The 18,424-nt window shown below is 67.6% G+C and carries 18 protein-coding genes; 17 read left to right on the top strand and 1 reads right to left on the bottom strand.

Annotated elements, in window-relative coordinates; translation table 11 throughout:
- Positions 1 to 2 precede the first annotated feature (2 nt).
- A complete protein-coding gene (locus C693_RS0110245) occupies positions 3 to 1,322 on the top strand; it encodes an acetyl ornithine aminotransferase family protein (RefSeq protein WP_026107330.1) in 1,320 nt (439 codons plus the stop codon).
- Positions 1,323 to 1,456: 134 nt separating this feature from the next.
- Positions 1,457 to 3,493, top strand: coding sequence for a S9 family peptidase (locus C693_RS0110240; RefSeq protein ID WP_017462181.1), 2,037 nt, complete (start codon positions 1,457 to 1,459; stop codon positions 3,491 to 3,493).
- 11 nt (positions 3,494 to 3,504) lie between these two features.
- Here C693_RS0110240 and C693_RS0110235 read toward each other — a convergent pair whose 3' ends face one another.
- Positions 3,505 to 4,662, bottom strand: a complete 1,158-nt coding sequence (locus C693_RS0110235; RefSeq protein ID WP_017462180.1) for a P1 family peptidase — start codon at positions 4,660 to 4,662, stop codon at positions 3,505 to 3,507.
- Between the two features lie 61 nt (positions 4,663 to 4,723).
- Here C693_RS0110235 and C693_RS0110230 point away from each other — a divergent pair, with 61 nt between their 5' ends.
- The 15 genes from C693_RS0110230 to C693_RS22650 form a co-directional block, all read left to right on the top strand.
- On the top strand, positions 4,724 to 5,791 hold the full coding sequence (locus C693_RS0110230; protein WP_017462179.1) for an aromatic ring-hydroxylating oxygenase subunit alpha: 1,068 nt from the start codon (positions 4,724 to 4,726) through the stop codon (positions 5,789 to 5,791).
- Positions 5,788 to 7,131: a metal-dependent hydrolase family protein gene (locus tag C693_RS0110225; RefSeq protein ID WP_017462178.1), complete on the top strand. Its 1,344-nt coding sequence runs from the start codon at positions 5,788 to 5,790 to the stop codon at positions 7,129 to 7,131. The genes C693_RS0110230 and C693_RS0110225 overlap by 4 nt, the downstream gene beginning before the upstream one ends.
- Positions 7,132 to 7,397: 266 nt before the next feature.
- Positions 7,398 to 8,708 carry an amino acid permease gene (locus C693_RS0110220; RefSeq protein WP_017462177.1) on the top strand — a complete coding sequence of 437 codons (1,311 nt, stop codon included), beginning with the start codon at positions 7,398 to 7,400 and terminating at the stop codon, positions 8,706 to 8,708.
- Positions 8,709 to 8,821: 113 nt separating this feature from the next.
- A complete protein-coding gene (locus C693_RS0110215; protein ID WP_017462176.1) occupies positions 8,822 to 10,885 on the top strand; it encodes an FAD-dependent oxidoreductase in 2,064 nt (687 codons plus the stop codon).
- A 224-nt stretch (positions 10,886 to 11,109) separates the two neighbouring features.
- Complete coding sequence (locus tag C693_RS0110210) at positions 11,110 to 11,481, top strand: hypothetical protein (RefSeq protein WP_017462175.1); 372 nt, start codon at positions 11,110 to 11,112, stop codon at positions 11,479 to 11,481.
- A gap of 66 nt (positions 11,482 to 11,547) precedes the next feature.
- The gene (locus C693_RS23030; RefSeq protein WP_083868282.1) at positions 11,548 to 12,042 is read left to right on the top strand and encodes a DUF695 domain-containing protein; all 495 of its coding nucleotides are present in this window, start codon (positions 11,548 to 11,550) and stop codon (positions 12,040 to 12,042) included.
- Positions 12,043 to 12,123: 81 nt separating this feature from the next.
- Entirely contained in the window at positions 12,124 to 12,369 is a 246-nt protein-coding gene (locus C693_RS23685; protein ID WP_157798593.1) for a hypothetical protein, read from the top strand.
- An 87-nt stretch (positions 12,370 to 12,456) separates the two neighbouring features.
- Complete coding sequence (locus C693_RS0110205; RefSeq protein ID WP_017462174.1) at positions 12,457 to 12,879, top strand: hypothetical protein; 423 nt, start codon at positions 12,457 to 12,459, stop codon at positions 12,877 to 12,879.
- A 365-nt stretch (positions 12,880 to 13,244) separates the two neighbouring features.
- Positions 13,245 to 13,502, top strand: coding sequence for a hypothetical protein (locus tag C693_RS0110200; RefSeq protein ID WP_017462173.1), 258 nt, complete (start codon positions 13,245 to 13,247; stop codon positions 13,500 to 13,502).
- 113 nt (positions 13,503 to 13,615) lie between these two features.
- The gene (locus C693_RS0110195) at positions 13,616 to 14,131 is read left to right on the top strand and encodes a hypothetical protein (RefSeq protein ID WP_017462172.1); all 516 of its coding nucleotides are present in this window, start codon (positions 13,616 to 13,618) and stop codon (positions 14,129 to 14,131) included.
- Between the two features lie 59 nt (positions 14,132 to 14,190).
- A complete protein-coding gene (locus C693_RS0110190; protein ID WP_017462171.1) occupies positions 14,191 to 14,787 on the top strand; it encodes a hypothetical protein in 597 nt (198 codons plus the stop codon).
- A gap of 133 nt (positions 14,788 to 14,920) precedes the next feature.
- Entirely contained in the window at positions 14,921 to 15,127 is a 207-nt protein-coding gene (locus tag C693_RS23680; protein ID WP_157798592.1) for a hypothetical protein, read from the top strand.
- Between the two features lie 180 nt (positions 15,128 to 15,307).
- On the top strand, positions 15,308 to 15,505 hold the full coding sequence (locus C693_RS0110180) for a hypothetical protein (protein WP_017462169.1): 198 nt from the start codon (positions 15,308 to 15,310) through the stop codon (positions 15,503 to 15,505).
- A 307-nt stretch (positions 15,506 to 15,812) separates the two neighbouring features.
- Positions 15,813 to 17,666 carry a tetratricopeptide repeat-containing diguanylate cyclase gene (locus C693_RS0110175; protein WP_017462168.1) on the top strand — a complete coding sequence of 618 codons (1,854 nt, stop codon included), beginning with the start codon at positions 15,813 to 15,815 and terminating at the stop codon, positions 17,664 to 17,666.
- Positions 17,667 to 17,784: 118 nt separating this feature from the next.
- Positions 17,785 to 18,424 (top strand): hypothetical protein (locus C693_RS22650; protein ID WP_017462167.1); only part of this gene is annotated, 640 nt, incomplete at its 3' end.

The following is an 18,424-nucleotide window of genomic DNA, read 5'->3' as shown; positions in this document are numbered from 1 at the left end:
CCGTGAACGCCCATATCAAAACCGCTCTCCCCGGACCCAAGGCGCAGGCGATGATCGCCCGCGACGCCGAAGTGATCTCGCCGTCCTACCCGCGCGACTATCCGTTCGTGATGTCGCACGGCCGCGGCACCGAAGTGTGGGACGTGGACGGCAACCGCTTCCTCGATTTCATGGCCGGTATCGCGGTGTGCGCCACCGGCCACGCGCACCCGCAGGTGGTCAAGGCGGTGCAGGACGCGGCGGCGAAGTTCCTGCACATCTCCAGCGACTACTGGCACGAGCAGATGGTCGGCCTGGGCGAACGGCTGGCGGCAATCGCGCCGATGGGCGAGCCGGCGATGAGCTTCATCTGCCAGTCCGGCACCGAGGCGGTGGAAGGCGCGCTCAAGCTGGCCCGCTACGTCACCGGCCGGCCGCGCTTCATCGGCTTCCTCGGCGGCTTCCACGGCCGCACCTTCGGCTCGCTGTCGTTCACCTCCAGCAAGTACACCCAGCAGAAGGGCTTCTCGCCCACGCTGGCCGGCGTCACCCACGTGCCCTACCCCAACCCGTACCGCCCGTTGTTCGCCGGCGACGACCAGGGCGAGGCAGTGCTCGACTACATGCGCATGCTGTTCCAGCGCAGCGTGCCGCCGAGCGAGGTGGCGGCGGTGCTGGTGGAGCCGATGCAGGGCGAAGGCGGCTACCTGACGCCGCCGGACGGCTTCCTCGCCGGCCTGCGCGCGCTGTGCGACGAGCACGGCATCCTGCTGATCTTCGACGAGGTGCAGTCGGGCATCGGCCGCACCGGCAAGATGTTCGCCTGCGAGCACTGGGGCGTGAAGCCGGACATCCTCACCTCGGCCAAGGGCCTGGGCTCGGGCCTGCCGATCGGTGCGGTGATCGCGAAGAAGTCGATCATGTCGCAGTGGAAGCGCGGCGCCCACGGCAACACCTACGGCGGCAATCCGATCACCTGCGCCGCCGCCAACGCCACGCTGGATCTGGTCCGCGGCGGTCTATCCGACAACGCCGCCACCGTCGGCGAGCACTTCATCGCCCGCCTGCGCGAACTGCAGCGTGACTACCCGTGCATCGGCGACGTCCGCGGCAAGGGCCTGTGGATCGGCATGGAGCTGGTCGAGAACGACGCCAGGAAGACCCCCGCCACCGCGCTGTGCGACGCGGTGATCACCCGCGCCTACCACAACGGCCTGCTGCTGCTCTCCTGCGGCACCAGCACGGTGCGCTTCATGCCGCCGCTGACCGTCACCACCGAAGAAGTGGACGAGGCCATCGCACTGCTGCGCGCCAGCCTCGACCAGGCGCTGGCCGGGGCCTGAGCATGACGCGCCGCGCGAACGCCGCACCGATCGCTGCCGACCTGCCGGTGGCGATGTCCGGTGCGGCATCCGCGCAAGCCACCCCCGCCGGACGCCGGCCACGCGCCTGCGCTGCCCATGCAAGGAGATCGCCGATGATCCGACGCCTGCCCGGATTCGCCCTGCTGGCCCTGCTGGCGCTACCGCTGGCCGCACCCGCCGCGCAGAAGACGCCGTTCACCCCGGCCGACATCAACCGGCTCGCCGCACTGTCCGATCCGGCCCTGTCGCCGGACGGCCACTGGCTGCTCTACACCGTCACCACCACGAATGCCGACACCGACCAGCCGCAGTCGGATCTCTGGCGCGTCGGCTTCGACGGTCGCGGACGCACCCAGCTCACCCATACGCCCGACGCCGACGAATCGCAGGCGCAGTGGTCCGGCGACGGCAAGCTCATCGCCTTCCTGTCCGACCGCAAGACCGGCACGGACAAGGACGAGGAAGACAGCGGCTCGCAGGTCTGGACGATGCCCGCCGACGGCGGCGAGGCGCATCCGGTCACCCATCTCCCCGCCGGTGTGGAGGAGTTCGCGCTGTCGCCGGATGGCCAGCGCCTGGCGGTGATCGCCTTCGACCCCGAGCGTCCGCCGGGAACCAGGAAGCCGAAGAACCCGCCGCCGATCGTCACCGACCGCTTCCAGTTCAAGGACGACGACTCGGGCTGGCTGGGCGCGCGCCACAAGCACCTGTACGTGGTCGACATCGCCAGCGGCCAGGCCACCGAGCTCACCCCCGGCAAGCACGACGAGCAGCTGCCTGCGTGGTCGCCGGACAGCCGCCGGATCGCCTACGTCACCAAGCGCGGTGCCGACCCCGATCGCCACCTCAACTACGACATCTACGTCGTCGACGCCCGCGCCGGCGCCAGGGAGCACCAGCTCACCACCTTCCCCGGCGCCGACCTCGATCCGTACTGGGTCTCGCGTCCCGCCTGGTCGCCGGACGGCAAGCGCATCGCCTACCTGCAGGGCGGCGATGACCACTGGATCTATTACGCGCCCTGGCAGCTGGCGGTGATCGACGTGGCCACCGGCAAGGCGAGGATTCCCGCACCGATCGACCGCTGCTTCACCCACCCGACCTGGGCACCGGACGGGCGCAGCGTGTACGCGCTGATCGAGCAGGCCGAGGTCACCCACCTGGCGCGCATCGACGTGGCCAGCGGCAAGGTCACCGAACTGACCCACGGCGACCGTTTCGACGTCGATATCTCGGTGTCGCGCAACGGCCGCATCGCCGTGCTCGGCGGCGACGACCTGCATCCGTACAACCTCGCCGCGCTCGATGGCGGCCACCTGCGCCTGCTGGCTGACCACAACGAGTGGCTGGCCGGCAAGCAACTGGCCGGCACCGAAACCCTGCACTTCACCGGCGCCGACGGCACCAGGCTCGACGCCCTGCTGGTGAAGCCGATCGGCTACGTGAAGGGCCAGCGCTACCCGACCATCCTGCGCGTGCACGGCGGCCCGGTGTACCAGTTCAGCCACGAGTTCATGGAGGACTGGCAGGTCTACGCGGCCAACGGCTTCGCCGTGCTGGCGGTGAACCCGCGCGGCAGCTCGGGCCGCGGCTTCGACTTCGCCCGCGCCATCTACGCCGACTGGGGCAACAAGGACACGCAGGACCTGCTGGCCGGCGTGGACCATGCGATCAAGCTCGGCGTCGCCGACCCGGACCGCCTGGGCATCGGCGGCTGGAGCTACGGCGCCATCCTCACCGACCAGGTGATCGCCCGCACCACCCGCTTCAAGGCGGCGATCAGCGGTGCCGGCACCGGCAACATGTACGGCATGTACGGCGACGACGAATACGCCCGCGAATACGAGCTGGAGCTGGGCACGCCCTGGGACCACCGTGCCGCCTGGGACCGCGTCAGCTACCCGTTCCTGCATGCCGGCGACATCACCACGCCCACGCTGTTCCAGTGCGGCCAGATCGACTTCAACGTGCCGTGCATCGGCGCAGAGCAGATGTACCAGGCGCTGCGTTCGCGCAACGTGCCGACCGAGCTGGTGGTCTACCCCGGCCAGCACCACGAGATCAGCGTGCCGAGCTACCTGCTCGACCGCATGCGCCGCAACCTCGCCTGGTACGAGCGCTTCCTCAAGCCCGGGGACACCGCGCCGTGAACCGGGCTCCCTCAGTGCGGCGGCTGGTAGCGACCGAAGCGCTTGAGCAGCGCGACCAGCTCCGCATGGGGGATCGCCTTGGCACAGTGACCGCCCTCGCCGCACATGTCCTTCGCCGCGATCATCGCGTTGACGATGGCTTCCTCGGCCGCCTGCGCGGTGGCCTCGAACAGCGGATCGATGTGGTCGTTGCCGATGAAGCTGGCCTGCTGCAGCGGCCGGTCGTGCAGCGCATCGGCGTTGGCGGTGGAGAACGCCACGAAGATGTCGCCCGAGCCGTTGCCGGAGTAGCTGCCCATCCGCGCCAGCCCCATGCCGGCGCGCCGGGCGATGCGCTTCAGCTGGTGCGGCAGCAGCGGCGCGTCGGTCGCCACCACGATGATGATCGAGCCGGTGTCCACCGCCGCCGGGTTGGTCGCGCTGTACAGGCGGTCCTCGCGCAGGTACTGGCCCACCGGCACGCCGGCGATGCGCAGGCTGTCGCGCAGCCCGTAGTTGGCCTGCACCAGCACGCCCAGGGTGTAGTCGCGCTCGCCGATGTGCACGCGCCGCGAGGCGGTGCCGATGCCGCATTTGAACTCGTGGCAGATCATGCCGGTGCCGCCGCCGACGTTGCCCTCGGCGACCGGCCCGCCCTTCGCTTCATGCAGTGCCTGCGCGGCGTCCGCGGCGTGCACGTGGAACCCGTTGATGTCGTTGAGCTCGCCGTCCCAGGTCTCGGCCACCACCGGCAGCGACCACCAGTAGCCCGAGGCGTCCGCGCCGCCGGCATGCACGCGCTCGGCAATCACCGCGTCGCGCACCACGCCCACGCTGTGGGTGTTGGTGAGCATCACCGGCCCCTCCAACTGGCCGGACTCCTCCAGCCAGGTGGTGCCCGTCATTTCGCCATTGCCGTTGAGCGCGAACCAGCCGCCGAACGCGGGGATCTCGTAGCTGGCCCTGCCGCGTGGCAGGATCGCTGTCACGCCAGTGCGCACCTTGTGACCGTCGGGGAGGTCGCGGATCAAGGTGACCTGGCCCACGGTGACGCCGGCGACATCGGTGATGGCATTGAGCGGCCCGGGGGTGCCGTCGAACGGAATGCCCAGGTCGCGTGCGCGGGGACCGGCCGCCTGTGCCAGTCCGGCCAGCGCACACAGCGCCAGCGTCAGCTTGAAACGGAACATGAGGCCTCCCCCGAAGCGACCGTCGTCGTCGCGCCAGTCTATTCCGATCGCGGAGCACTGCATGCAAGCTGAAACCTCCCACCCCGGCCTCGACCACGCCACCGCCCTGCCCGCCCGCTACTACGTCGGCGAGGCGATGCTGGCGATGGAACACCGTGCGGTATTCGCACGCAGCTGGCAGCTGGTGGCGCACCAGGGCCAGCTCGCCGAGCCGGGCGACCACGTGGTGGAACAGGTCGGCCACGTGCCGGTGATCGTGGTGCGCGGGCAGGACGGCGTGCTGCGCGGCTTCGTCAACGTCTGCCGCCACCGCGCCGGCCCGCTGGCGCTGTGCAACGGCAAGGGCGCGCGTGCCCTGCACTGCAAGTACCACGGCTGGACCTACACGCTGGAAGGCCAGCTGCGCAGCGCGCCGGAGATGCAGGGCGCGGCCGACTTCGACGTGTCCGACATCCGCCTGCCGCCGATCCGCGTGCACGAATGGCAGGGCCTGGTGTTCGTGGCGCTGGACGAGGCCGTGCCGCCGTTCGGCGGGGTCTACGGCGGCATCGCCGAACGCATCGCGCCGATCGATCTTTCGGCCATGCGCTACCTGCGCCGCGACAGCTACGAGATCGACTGCAACTGGAAGGTCTACGTCGACAACTTCCTCGAGGGCTACCACCTGCCCCACGTGCACCCGGGCCTGTCGAAGGTACTGGACTACCGCGCCTACGACACCGAGCTGTTCGACTGGTATTCGCTGCAGTCCTCGCCGCTACGCAACAGCACCGCGATCTACGGCGACGGCGAGGCGTTCTACTACTTCGTCTATCCCAACGTGATGCTCAACATCATGCCCGGCCGCATGCAGACCAACCGCATCGTGCCGCTGGGACCGGACCGCTGCCGGGTGGAGTTCGACTACTACTACGCGCAGGACGACGCCGCGCAGGCGCGCATCGCCGCCGACCAGGAATTCAGCGACGAGGTGCAGCAGGAAGACATCGACATCTGCGTCGCCGTGCAGCGCGGCCTGACCTCCGGCACCTACGAAGCCGGCCGGCTGTGCCCGAAGCGCGAAAGCGGCGTCTGGCATTTCCACAACCAGCTGCGCGCGGCCTACGCCGCCGCGGGAGAGCACGCATGAAATCTGCCCTGCCTGCCCTGCCTGCCCTGCCTGCCCTGCCTGCCCTGCCTACCCTGCTGCTTGCACTCGCCGCGGCCCTCGCCGCACCGGCCCACGCTGCATACTCCCAGGCCGCCGAGCGCACCGTGGTGCATGCCGGCCACCTGCTCGACGTCGACAGCGGCAGGATGCTCACCGACCAGGCGGTGACGCTCGCCGACGGCAAGGTGGTCTCGGTGCAGCCGTGGTCCGCCGATGCAGCGAAGGGTGCGCGCGTGCTCGACTGGACGGCCTGGACCGTGGTCCCCGGCCTGATGGACATGCACACGCACATCTCCGAGGAGGCGGAAACCGCCGACATCGCTGCGCCGCTGAAGATCAGCCCCGCGCAACAGGCGTTCATCGGCGCGATGAACGCGCGCAAGACGCTGCAGGCCGGCTTCACCACCGTGCGCGACGTCGGCGTGTACCGCGGCTTCGCCGACATCGCCCTGCGCGACGCGATCAACGCCGGCGAGATTCCCGGCCCGCGCATGTTCGTTGCCGGCGCCTACATCACCGCGCCCGGCGGCGGCGGCGAGATTACCGGCCTGCCGCCCGGCACCGTGGTGCCGCCGGAGTTCCGGCAGGGCGTGTCCAGGGGCGTGGACCAGGTGCGCCACAACGTCGACAAGATCCTCGACCACGGTGCCGACCTGATCAAGGTGATCGCCACCGGCGCCGTGCTGGCCAACGGCACCGAGCCGGGCAAGCCGGAATTCACCGAGGCGGAGATCCATGCCGCCGTGGTCGAGGCAGCCAGGCGCGGCAAGTTCGTCGCCGCCCACGCGCACGGCGCCGAGGGCATCAAGCGCGCGATCCGCGCCGGCGTGCGCTCGATCGAGCACGGCTCGCTGATCGACGACGAGGGCATCGCGCTGCTGGTCAAGCACGGCACCTGGCTGGTCGCCGACATCTACGACGGCGACTACATCGAGGAAATCGGCACCCGCGACCACTGGTCGCCGGAGATCCTGCGCAAGAACGAGGAAACCACGCTGGCCCAGCGCGAAGGCTTCCGCAAGGCGGTGAAGGCTGGCGTGCACCTCGCCTTCGGCACCGATGCCGGCGTCTACCCGCACGGCCAGAACGCGCGCCAGTTCGCCTACATGGTGCGCTGGGGCATGACGCCGCTGCAGGCGATCCGCTCGGCCACCATCGACGCCGCCCGCCTGCTCGGCAAGGAAAAGGAACTCGGCTCGATCGCCCCCGGCAAGGCCGCCGACCTGGTCGCCGTCGGCTGCGACCCGCTGCATGACGTCGATTGCCTGCGGCAGATCCGCGGCGTGATCAAGGCCGGGCAGCCGGTGGCGCTGGAGTGAGGGGCGTGTCGTGAAGGTTTCTTTGTACGGATCGCCTGCTTCTACGAGGAAGACACATGTCTCCTCTCCGTCATCCCGGCGAAAGCCGGGATCCAGTGACTTCAAGCTGTGGAAGTGCAAAGACGCTGGATGACCAGCCATGCGGCTGTTGATAAAGCGCCTCCGGCTTGACCAGCCGTTCGGCTGTTGAGAGCCGCCGGGATGACGCTGAGGAATCACACGCATCACATGAACACCCAACCCTCGCACCACCACGAGCGCACCCCATGACCCACGGCACCAAGATCGGCTTCTGGACCTGCACCGCGCTGGTGGTGGGCAACGTGATCGGCATGGGCATCTTCCTGCTGCCCGCCTCGCTTGCGCCCTACGGCTTCAACGCGCTGATCGGCTGGACCGCCACCCTGCTCGGCTGCCTTGCGCTGGCCCGCGTGTTCTCGCACCTGGCGCACCTGCTGCCCGACGCCGACGGTCCCTACGGCTACATCCGCCGCACCCTGGGCGACCTGCCGGCGTACATGGCGCTGTGGGCGTACTGGGTTTCGCTGTGGCTCACCAACGCGGCGCTGGCCACCGGCGCGGTGGGCTACATCACGGTGGTGTTCCCGGCGCTGCAGGCGATCCACCCGGCGGTGTTCGCGCTGGGCCTGCTGTGGGTGTTCGTCGGCATCAACCTGATGGGCGTGCGCGCCGGTGGCGGCGTGCAGATCGTCACCACCGCGCTGAAGCTGCTGCCGATGGCCGCCATCGCGCTGCTCGGCGCCTGGGTGCTGCTGCATTCGCCCGGCAGCTACACCGCGCATCTGCCGGCCACCCCGGTGAGCCTGAAGGACACCATGGCCGCCGGCACCATCGCGCTGTTCGCCATGCTCGGCATCGAGGCGGCCAGCGTGCCCGCCGGCCGCGTGGACAACCCCGGTCGCACCATCCCGCGCGCCACCATGGCCGGCACCGTGCTCACCGCGGTGATCTACATCATCGTCTCCACCGTGCCGCTGCTGCTGATCCCGCAGCAGGAGCTGGGCAATGCCGGTGCGCCGTTCGCGCTGCTGATGGACCGCTTCGGCGGTGCCGGCTTCGGCCGCTGGCTGTCGCTGTTCGTGGTGGTCAGCGGACTGGGCGCACTCAACGGCTGGACCCTGCTGGTGGGCGAGCTCACCCGCACCATGGCCAACAACGGCGTGCTGCCGTCGGTGTTCTCGCGCGACAACCGCCGCGGCGCGCCCGCGGTGGCGCTGGTGGTCACCGGCCTGCTGGGCTCGGTGATGGTGTGGATGAGCTACAGCAAGTCGCTGGTGGCCGCGTTCACCTTCATCACCCGCGTGGTCACCGCCGCCAACCTGCCGCTGTACCTGTGCTGCTCGCTGGCGCTGATCGTGCTGTGGCGGCGCGGCGCGGTGCGCGGTGCGGCGCTGGTCCCGGCCGTGCTCGGCGTGCTGTTCGTGGTGTTCGCCTTCATCGGCATCGGCCATCAGCCGCTGGTGCTCGGCCTGGGCCTGATCGCCGTCGGCCTGCCGCTGTACGCCTTCATGCGCCTGCGCCGCAAGCCGCAGGCGGTCAAGGTGCCTACGCCATGAACTCCCACCTTCCCGTCACCCCAGCGAACGCTGGGGTCCAGCGCCTTCGTTCTTCAAAAAGTCACTGGATCCCAGCATTCGCTGGGATGACGGTGGGTTGATTCGAGGTAGCCATGCGCGACCCCCGCTACGACATCCTGTTCACCCCGGTACAGATCGGCCCGGTCACCGCGAAGAACCGCTTCTTCCAGGTTCCCCACTGCAACGGCATGGGCCACGCCATGCCGCTGGCCCACGCGGCCATGCGCGAGGTGAAGGCCGAGGGCGGCTGGGCGGTGGTGTCCACCGAGGAGTGCGAGATCCACCCCAGCGGCGACCTCACGCCCTACGTCGAGGCGCGACTGTGGGACGACCGCGACATCCCCGCCCTCGCACTGATGTGCGACAAGGTGCACGCGCACGGCGCGCTGGCCGCGGTGGAGCTGTCGCACAACGGCCCCACCGCGTCGAACCTGTACTCGCGCGAGGTGTTGATCGGCCCCTCGCACCAGCCCAGCAAATACGGCTACCCCTCGCAGGCACGCGCGATGTCGCTGAGAGACATCGCCGAGTACCGCCGCTGGCATCGCGAAGCCGCCGTGCGTGCGATGCGCGCCGGCATGGACATCGTCTACGTCTATGCCGCGCACGATCTCTCGCTGCCGATGCACTTCCTGCAGCGCCGCCGCAACCAGCGCACTGACGCCTACGGCGGCTCGCTGGAGAACCGCATGCGCCTGCTGCGCGAGGTGCTGGAAGACACCAAGGAAGCCATCGGCCACCGCTGCGGCGTGGCGCTGCGCTTCGCCACCGAGGAACTGCTCGGTGGCGGCGGCGTGGAGCTGAGCGAGGCCAAGGACATCGTGGCGACGCTCGCCGAGCTGCCCGACCTGTGGGACGTGAACGTGGCTGCCTGGTACAACGATTCGGTGCCCTCCCGCTTCGCCGCCGAAGGCGCGCAGGAGCCGTTTGTCGCCTTCGTCAAACAGGTCACCAGCAAGCCGGTGGTGGGCGTGGGCCGCTTCACCTCGCCGGACACCATGGTGTCGCAGATCAAGCGCGGCGTGCTCGACCTGATCGGCGCCGCGCGCCCGTCCATCGCCGACCCGTTCCTGCCGGCCAAGGTGGAACAGGGCCGCGTGGACGACATCCGCGAATGCATCGGCTGCAACATCTGCGTCTCCGGCGACATGACCATCTCGCCGATCCGCTGCACGCAGAACCCCACCATGGGCGAGGAGTGGCGCAAGGACTGGCACCCCGAGCGCATCGCCCCGGCGAGCAAGCCCGGCCGCGTGCTGGTGGTCGGCGGCGGCCCCGCCGGGCTGGAGGCGGCCCGCGCGCTGGGCCAACGCGGCTACGAGGTGAGCCTGGCCGAAGCTCGCAAGGAACTCGGTGGCCGCGTCACCCGCGAAGCGCGCCTGCCCGGGCTGGCCGAATGGGCGCGCGTGCGCGACTGGCGCCTCGGCCAGATCAACAAGCTCAGCAACGTGTCGGTCTACCTCGACTCCGCGCTCAGCGCGCAGGACGTGCTCGACTTCGGCGCCGAACACGTGGTGCTCGCCACCGGTTGCCACTGGCGCCGCGACGGCTACGGCCGCAGCCACGGCGCAGCGATTCCCGGCTTCGCCGACAACCCGAAGGTCTACACGCTGGACGACCTGATGGACGGCCGCCTCCCCGCCGGCCGCGTCGCCGTGCTAGACGACGACGGCTTCTACTACGCCAGCATCGCCGCCGAACACCTGCACGCCCACGGCTGTGAAGTGGTCTACGTCACCCCGGAAGACACCCTCGCCCCGTGGAGCCAGAACACACTCGACTACCGCCACATCCGCAAGCGCCTGGCCAAGCTCGGCATCGAAGTCATCGTCTCCCACACCGTCGCCCGCTACGACGGCGACACGCTCACCCTCGACCACGCCTGGGAAGACCGCCCGCAAACGCCGTCCGCCGACGCCGTGCTCACCGTCACCGCCCGCCTGCCGAATGACGCGCTCTACCAGCAACTCCTCGAACGCGAAGCCGACTGGACCGACGCCGGCATCCAGAGCGTGCGCAACATCGGCGACTCCGACGCACCGGGGCTGATCGCCCACGCGGTGTATGCGGGGCATCGGTATGCGCGGGAGTTGGGGGAGCCGGTGACGGGAGAGGTGGCGTTCAAGCGGCATTTTCATGGCGAGGCGCCCGAGTAACGGCGCCCGCAACCTCCGTTGCGCCTACATTTTCGCCGGCGTAACTCATGCCCCCACATCCGCCATGTAACACCGGCATGGCAAGGCGCGACCCTTGCCAGGGGAGTTACCTAAGCAACCAACCGACAGCGCGAAGGAATTTCCCGCTTGTCCGCCCTGTCGAGCGCCGCGCATACTCGGTGCAACACCCCGGATATGGGGTCTGCCAAGCGTTAGCGCTCAAGATGAAATTTCCCGAATATTGGCAGGCCTTCGTTAGTGCCCACGATCTTGCTGGTGCATCGGCTTGCGTCGACGAGGAGCATGACCTCTCGGGTTTAGGCGCAGACCTCGCTTTCCTAACGGAGGCACAAGCAAACGAAGAGCTCACTCTTTGCTGGCCGGGTATTGGCGTGGCGGCAGATGGTTACATTCCTGTTGCTTGGTGCTCTGAAGGAAGTGGCGACTACTACTACATCAACGGAAACGACGGGGCCAACGGGCCGCTTTACCGCATCTATCACGACTCGGTCGGGCCGCAAGGCTATGATCCGAAAGAGGCCATAGCCAAGGTGCTCGAGAACTACGAGGCGCTTCTCGGCTACGTTGAGCGCTAACTACTCGTTCAAGGCGGACGGCTACGCTGCCACTCAATTCCAGCGTCATGTGCCAGGAGAAATGTTGTGCTAGGGAAGTTGCTTGGAAGAAAAAAAGAAGAGCCTCTCAAAGAAAATGAGGTGCGTGTGACCCTCCCTGAGGAGTCCTACACGCTGATGGAATGGACAGAGGACAGCTTGCCGTGTGTTGGGATGCTCAATTCTGCACTCAGTGGCTTCGAGCACAAACAGATTTTCGGATGGCACCTCTCGGTGATCATCGACTTTGAGGAAACAGTCGATAGTGGAATGCCATCGGAGGAAGAAAGAGAAGTTGTCGATCCGTTCTGCGAAAAATTGGACGAAGAAATCAAAGCAGGTGGAAACGCATTGTTCCTTGCCAGAGAAACTTGGAACAAAACTAGACGCCTAGTCTGGCGAGTTTACGATCCAGAAATTGCCCACCAACACCTTCAATACTTAGTTGATCACCACCGGCATCCTCGACCTTTTGATTGGCGCATGGAACAGGACCTTGAGTGGGGCCAGGCCGAATGGTACTTCAAGCAACTGAGAACATAGCAAGCGGCTGTTGTCGGACGTGCCTACGCCGCGCTCCGGCACGCCGCAAAGCCAAGCGTTAGGCATATCAAGGGAATGCATATGCAAGACATCGTCAGGCGCTACTTCAAAATTTTCATCGGCGTAATCGGCGCGCTCTCATCTGGTGCCGTGATCGTATCGGGCCTCAAGAGCGGCTACGTTCCTGGCTTTAGCCGAGCAGCGCTCGTAACGGGCACCACGTATCACGGGGCATCACAGGCATCGCAGTTTTGGTTCATCATCTTTTTTTGGTCAGTAGCTTGTGTGGGATTCGTTTGGCTTGCTTGGTCTGCGTATCGTGACTAGCTGTCTGCCTAACCGAACTCCGGGTCAGGCCCACTTACCCTCCCAACACGCCGGATTTTGGCCTGGCGTGCGCATTCAGAGTCGCCCATGTCCCTGATAGCCGCACTGCGGGAAGCACCCGCGAACCGCTCCACCGCCTCGAAATACACCGCGCTCAACGGCCTGCTCTACCTGGCCAGCGGCGGCTTGCTGATCGCGTGGCCGGGCGCGGTGCAGGCGGTGTTGCGCGATGCGCCCTTCCATGGACACGAGGCGGCGCTGGTGCGCGTGCTGGGCATGGCGCTGGCGGTGATCGGCTGGCTGTATTTCTTCGGCGGCCGCTCCGGTGGCCGGCAGGTGGTGGCCGCCTCGGTGCTGGACCGGCTGATCCTGGTGCCGCTGGTGCTGGTTCCCACGGCTCTGGCCGGCGTGTTTCCGCACACGATGATCGCGTTCGCGATTCTTGATCCCGCGCTGGCGCTGGGGGCGTGGTGGCTGCTGGCACGTGAAATGCGGGGCGGCGCGGGTTGATGGAACGCGAGCAAGGTGTATCGGGATGAGCTGCGCGGTTGTACGCGCTTGCTGTAGGAGCCCGCTCGCGGGCGATGCTTTTGGTGTGCATCAGGAGCAAGAGCATCGCCCGCGAGCGGGCTCCTACCGGTGGGTGTCGCCTGTTGCGCGAGTCTTTATCGCTCGGGGGAAACGAGGCCTCACAGGCACCGTTTGCCGGTCAGCGCTGGCAAGGGCCATGTTCGGGAATGCATCGCCCGGCGTTCTCCACTCGACCGCGAAGTGGCCGCGGCACTTGCCGCGCGTTACCGTAATATCTGACCGGCCACCCACGACGGGTGGCTTCACCAGGGCTCTGTTCCGGCATTGAACAAAGGGGAGCATTTATGGATATCACTTGGGGAAAGGCGCTGCCGGTCTGGTGGAGTATTGCCTGGCGGGGGACGATCTACGGCGTTCTCGGGGGCTTCGTGCTGGGTTTCATCGGTGGTTTCATGGCGGCAATGATGCACTCGCCGGAGCGCGCCCCCGTGTACGGAATGATCGGCGGCTACATCGCCAGCATTCCCGCATCCATGCTGGCGGTGAAACAGGCGATCTCCAGGCACCTGCCGGCCTTGGCCGCCATCGCAAAAGCCGGATAACCCATTGATCGAGAAGACAGCATCGGGGCCGTCCGTGTCCGGAAGCACACTCGAAGATCGGCCCGTTCCGCCTCGTCCAGCGGGGGCCCCGGCGTCCATGGGAGTCATTGCCGATGCTCATCCGCTTCGCCGCAGCATTCGTGCTCCTCGTGTCGGTCGCTGCGTCGGCCGGTGAGTTCAAGGCAGCGCACCTGTCCACCAACAACACGACCCTGCAACTGACCACGGCGCATGCTGCCACCGTAACGGCGCCCTCGCTGCCCGACCAGGTCGAGTTCGGCAGCCCACAGATCTCGCCTGATCAGTCGCATGTTGGCTGGCTGGCGCTGGACGAGAACTGCTGCACGTCCTACGCCGTCCCCATGACCCTCGTGGTGATGGACGCACGGCACCGGATCCGGACATTCATCGGCGAAGGCCTGCCGATCTTCGACTGGTGTTTCCTGCCCGATTCGAAGTCTGTCGCCTACATGCAGACGGTGCTTCACGGGACCAGCTTCGAGCATTTCGAGCGCCGCTCTCTGGCCGATGGCCGCCTGCTGGCGGAGTACGACTATCCCGACGACCTGGCGGAGAACGACACCGCCCGCAAGAACGCCCCGGCGTGGGTCAAATGTGTTCCGCAATGAGGCGCTCGCCGTCAGCGCATGGGTAATCCACCCGCCTGGAATGAACAGCCGTCATCGACATGACCAAACACGCCGCCACGCTGTCGATCACCCTCCCCCTGCTGCTGGTATCGCTTTGCGCAGTCGTGGTGGCCGGTCAGAAGCGCTATTTCCCGGAAGGAACACTCGACGCCGCCTCGTCCGGGGCCGATAGCTTTCGGAACCGCTGGTTCTCCGGGCAGCTCGAGGCGATGTCCGAGCCTGCAATGAGGCCGGTTGCCGGCATCCGCACGTATCGCTTCACCTGGCTGCGCACCTTCAATCATCCGGTGGCGGTGAGGATCGTGATCGCGCGGGATCACTGCATGCTCCACGCCACGGAGCTCGATGGCGCGGGCGGCTACGCGCCCGGCAAGGTCTACCGGCGAAAGGTCGAGGCCGTCGATCCCGGGACCTGCGCGAGGGTCGAGGCATTCATCCGGGCCAGCGGCTTCTGGGATCTTCCGCCACGCGGCCAGACCCGGGGAGTAGACGGTTCGGAATGGATCGTCGAGGCTGCCACCACGCGGTACCGCGTGGTGTCGCGCTGGACGCCCCGGGCCGGCCCCATCCGGATGATCGGCCAGCAGTTCCTTGCGCTGACCGGGTGGCAGTACCCGGCCGGGGAAATGTACTGATCCCGCCCGCATCAGATGAAAGCGGGCGGCACGTTTCGATCGTGGACAAGCCAGGATCCGCTTGCTGTACCCGGGAAGCCCCTCTCGCTCCCGCTGCTTCTTCGCCCAACCGCCCCCCAGCGAGGACTCCAGAATGCAAGACCCGGCTTCGCATGACGCACACACCCTCAGGATTTTCGGTCTCTTCATGCTGGCGGCAGGCATCGTGTCGCTGGCCACCGGGAAGACCTACGGCCGGGGATTCGCCGACAGGCGGGGGGATCCGACCCACTACTGGGTCAGCACGATCGGCTACCTGGTAATCGGCGCCATCTGCCTGCTTTCGCTCCTGATCATCTAGAGCGTCGGCGACACGCCGTCACGTGTGAACCGTGCAGCCCCGCTGCCTCCGGCGCGTGGAGGGGTCGTTGTGACGCGCCGGGATCCGGCATGTTTTCGCTACCATGCGGACCTGGCTCCCACAACGCGGCGAACGGGACGACCCGTCCGCAGGAAGCACGACGGTGAAAGGGAAAAGGACATGGCCGGACTGAGCCCGTGGCATCTGATGATTACCCTGATCGTTTTCAGCGGTTATTTCGTCCCGGTCTGGCGCATCGTGCGCAAGGCTGGCTACCCGGGAGTCTTTTCGCTGCTGATGCTGGTGCCGATCGTCAACCTCGTCATGCTGTGGAGATTTGCCTTTTCGACCTGGCCGGTCGAGAAGGCCGCGCGCTGATCGCCTGCACGAGGCCGGACGCGACATGCGCCGATGCGGGCGGGTCACTCAGACATCGCGACGCGTCCGCAACGGCGCTTGCCTCGCGCGGCAGCGGAGGCGAGCGATCTTGCGCGTGGCCGCGACCGGGCGCGCCTGTCGCTCGCGGGCTTGCCGATCCGCATCCGTAGCGCATGGGGTGCCACCGGCACCGGCCGGGTAAGATCCCTCCCACAAGCAGCGACATCGGGGGATGAGGCATGCGAAGCACGGTATGGAACGGGGGGGCGCCTGCGGTGTCTGCTCGCCGGCGGCAACGGCGCGCGGGATGCCTGAAGCCCGTCCCGTCCTGCGGCTGGGCGTGCACGCCGCTCTCTCCGTGGCGGTAGCTGCCGCGGTGGCGCGTGCCTCGAGCCGGAGCGTGCGGGTCGGTTGGCCACATCGACTGGGGGCCTGCTGCCTGGCCCTCGCCTCGCTTGTCCATGGCCGCCCTACTTTCGCGGCCGCTGCTCCCGGGAATGAACCCGCGGCCCTGCTGACGCAGGCCTATGCGATCAAGACCACCGACCACACCCGCTTCCTGCAGCTGCTACGGCAACTGCACCAGCCGGGCGTGGCGCTGTCGCCGGACCAGCACTGGCGCCTGCGCTACCTGGACGGATGGGAGGGCTCGTTCACCGGCGACTACACCACGGCCCAGCCGTTGCTGCGCGACGTCGCCGACCACGCTCCAGACACCGACCTGCAGGCGCTGGCCGCGGGCACCCTGCTCAACATCCTGGCGATCAGCCATCACTATCAGGAGGCGTTCGAGCGGGCCGACAAGCTGGTGGCGAACATTCCACGCATCCGCGACCGCAAGGTGGCCTATGTGGCGCTGTCGCAGCTGTCCCAGCTGATGGCCTCGGCGCAGCAGGTCGAGCCGGCGGTGAGCTATGCCCGGCAGATGCAGCAGCTTGCCGAACCCGGGCAATCGCCATGCCGGCCGGACGTCTATCTGTTCGACGCACTGAATGCCAACGGCACCCTGCCCCCGACTGCCCCGATCTTTCGCCAGGCCATCGATGCCTGCAAGGCAGCTGGCGAGCTGATGTTCGCCGACGCCGTGGAACTGGACCTGGCACGCCGGCTGGCGGAGACCGGCGACCCCGGGGCCGCCCTCGTCCTGCTCAAGCAGATCGCACCGACGATCGATGCGCAGGGGTTCCAGGTGCATGCCTACGGGCTTCGCTCCACGCTGGGCTTCGCCTACTGGAAGAGTGGCGATGCCGCGAAGGCGAAGCGCTGGGCACTCGCCGCGCTGGCGATGGATCCGAAGGGCAATTTCGACGGCATGTCGGAATACGTCTACAAGGTGCTGTACGAGGTGGCGCGCCAGGCCGGCGACGACCGCGCGGCGCTGGACTACTACCGTCACTACCGCGACGTGCAAGCGCGTTCGGTCAGCGATGCGCAGGCCGTCGCGATGGCCTACCACTCCGTGCAGCAACAGCTGTCCGCACACCAGCTGCAGGTGGCCGCGCTGGGCAAACAGAACGGCGTACTGGAGCTGCAGCAGGCGCTGGACCAGAAGCAGATCGAGACGACCCGGCTGCAGCTCCTGCTGCTGACGACCGTACTGGCGTCGGTGGGGATCTGGCTGGTGCGCACCAAGCGCTCGCAGCTGCGGTTCCGGCGGCTGGCGCGGCGCGACGGGCTTACCGGCATCCTCAACCACCAGCACTTCCTGGGCGAGGCCGATGCGGCCCTGCGCCAGGCCGAAAAATCCTCGCGCGGCGCCTGCCTGGCACTGATCGACCTGGACCACTTCAAGCAGGTCAACGACAACTACGGCCACGCCATCGGCGATGCGGTGATCGTCCGCATGGTCACGCTGTGCCAGGAGCACCTGCGCTCCGTCGACATCTTCGGGCGGCTGGGTGGCGAGGAGTTCGGCCTGCTGCTGCCGGATTGCCCGCTGGAACAGGGCCTGGAGCTGCTCGACCGCATCCGCCTGGCCCTGGCCGACACGCCGATCGACGACAGGCACCCCGAGCTCGGCATCTCGGCCAGCTTCGGCGTGGCCTCGACCCGATCCAGCGGCTACGAGCTGTCCGAACTGATGGCGCACGCCGATGCCGCGCTCTACCGCGCCAAGCGCGCCGGACGCAACCGGGTGGAAGCCGTGACCGAAGGCGGATGAGACCGCCCCGGCACGCTCGCGGAAGGCCTTGCCTCCCATTGCGAACCGCCGGCCCGATTGACCGTCACCGGCCCACACATCACCCTTGCAGCGGCAACACCTTCAGGAGCTGCATGCCATGAAAAGGCGCGTCGCGGCAGTGGCGATCGCGGTCGGCCTCATCGGCCTGACCGGGTTCGTGATCCACGCAAGCTGGAAGAACCCGCCGCCGGCAAGCCGGTCGGTCAAAGTCCCGGCAGCCGTCCTTTCGGCGGGAAGCCCGGGTACGCGGCGCCCTGACGGAGCACGGTCGCAAGCAGGCGCCACCTCACCAGAAGACCGCAGCTACTTCATTCCTGTCACGGGCGGCAAGCCGCAGTTGCGCGACCCCATCGACCCGTTTCCCCGTGTGCCGAAGTCACGCAACGGCCTGCCGCTGGCCGGCGATCCATTCATCGCGCAGAGCCCGCAGGAACAGGCCTGGCTGGACCGCAACGGCTATCCGAATGCACAGCAGCTGGCCGCCTATTCGGCCGCCTCCGATCTCGAGCTGGAGCAGGCAGCCGCCCATGGCGACAGCGTGGCGGCAGTGCAGCTGGCCGCGCGCCAGCTTGCCCGGGGCGACCACAGCGCGAGCGGCAAACTGATGACCGCAGGCGCGAACGGCTCCAGCTATGCGTTGTCGCTGCTGGCGAGCTACATGGCCAGTGCCACGCGCGGCAATCCCGAACTCGGCTACGCGCTGTCGCGGGTGCTGGAAATGCGGGGCGACTGGCGGG

Source organism: Dyella ginsengisoli LA-4 (genome assembly GCF_000334915.1).
Taxonomy (GTDB): Bacteria; Pseudomonadota; Gammaproteobacteria; order Xanthomonadales; family Rhodanobacteraceae; genus Dyella_A; species Dyella_A ginsengisoli_A.
Note: the sequence above shows the minus strand (reverse complement) of the source record. Positions and strands in the feature narration are given on the sequence as shown.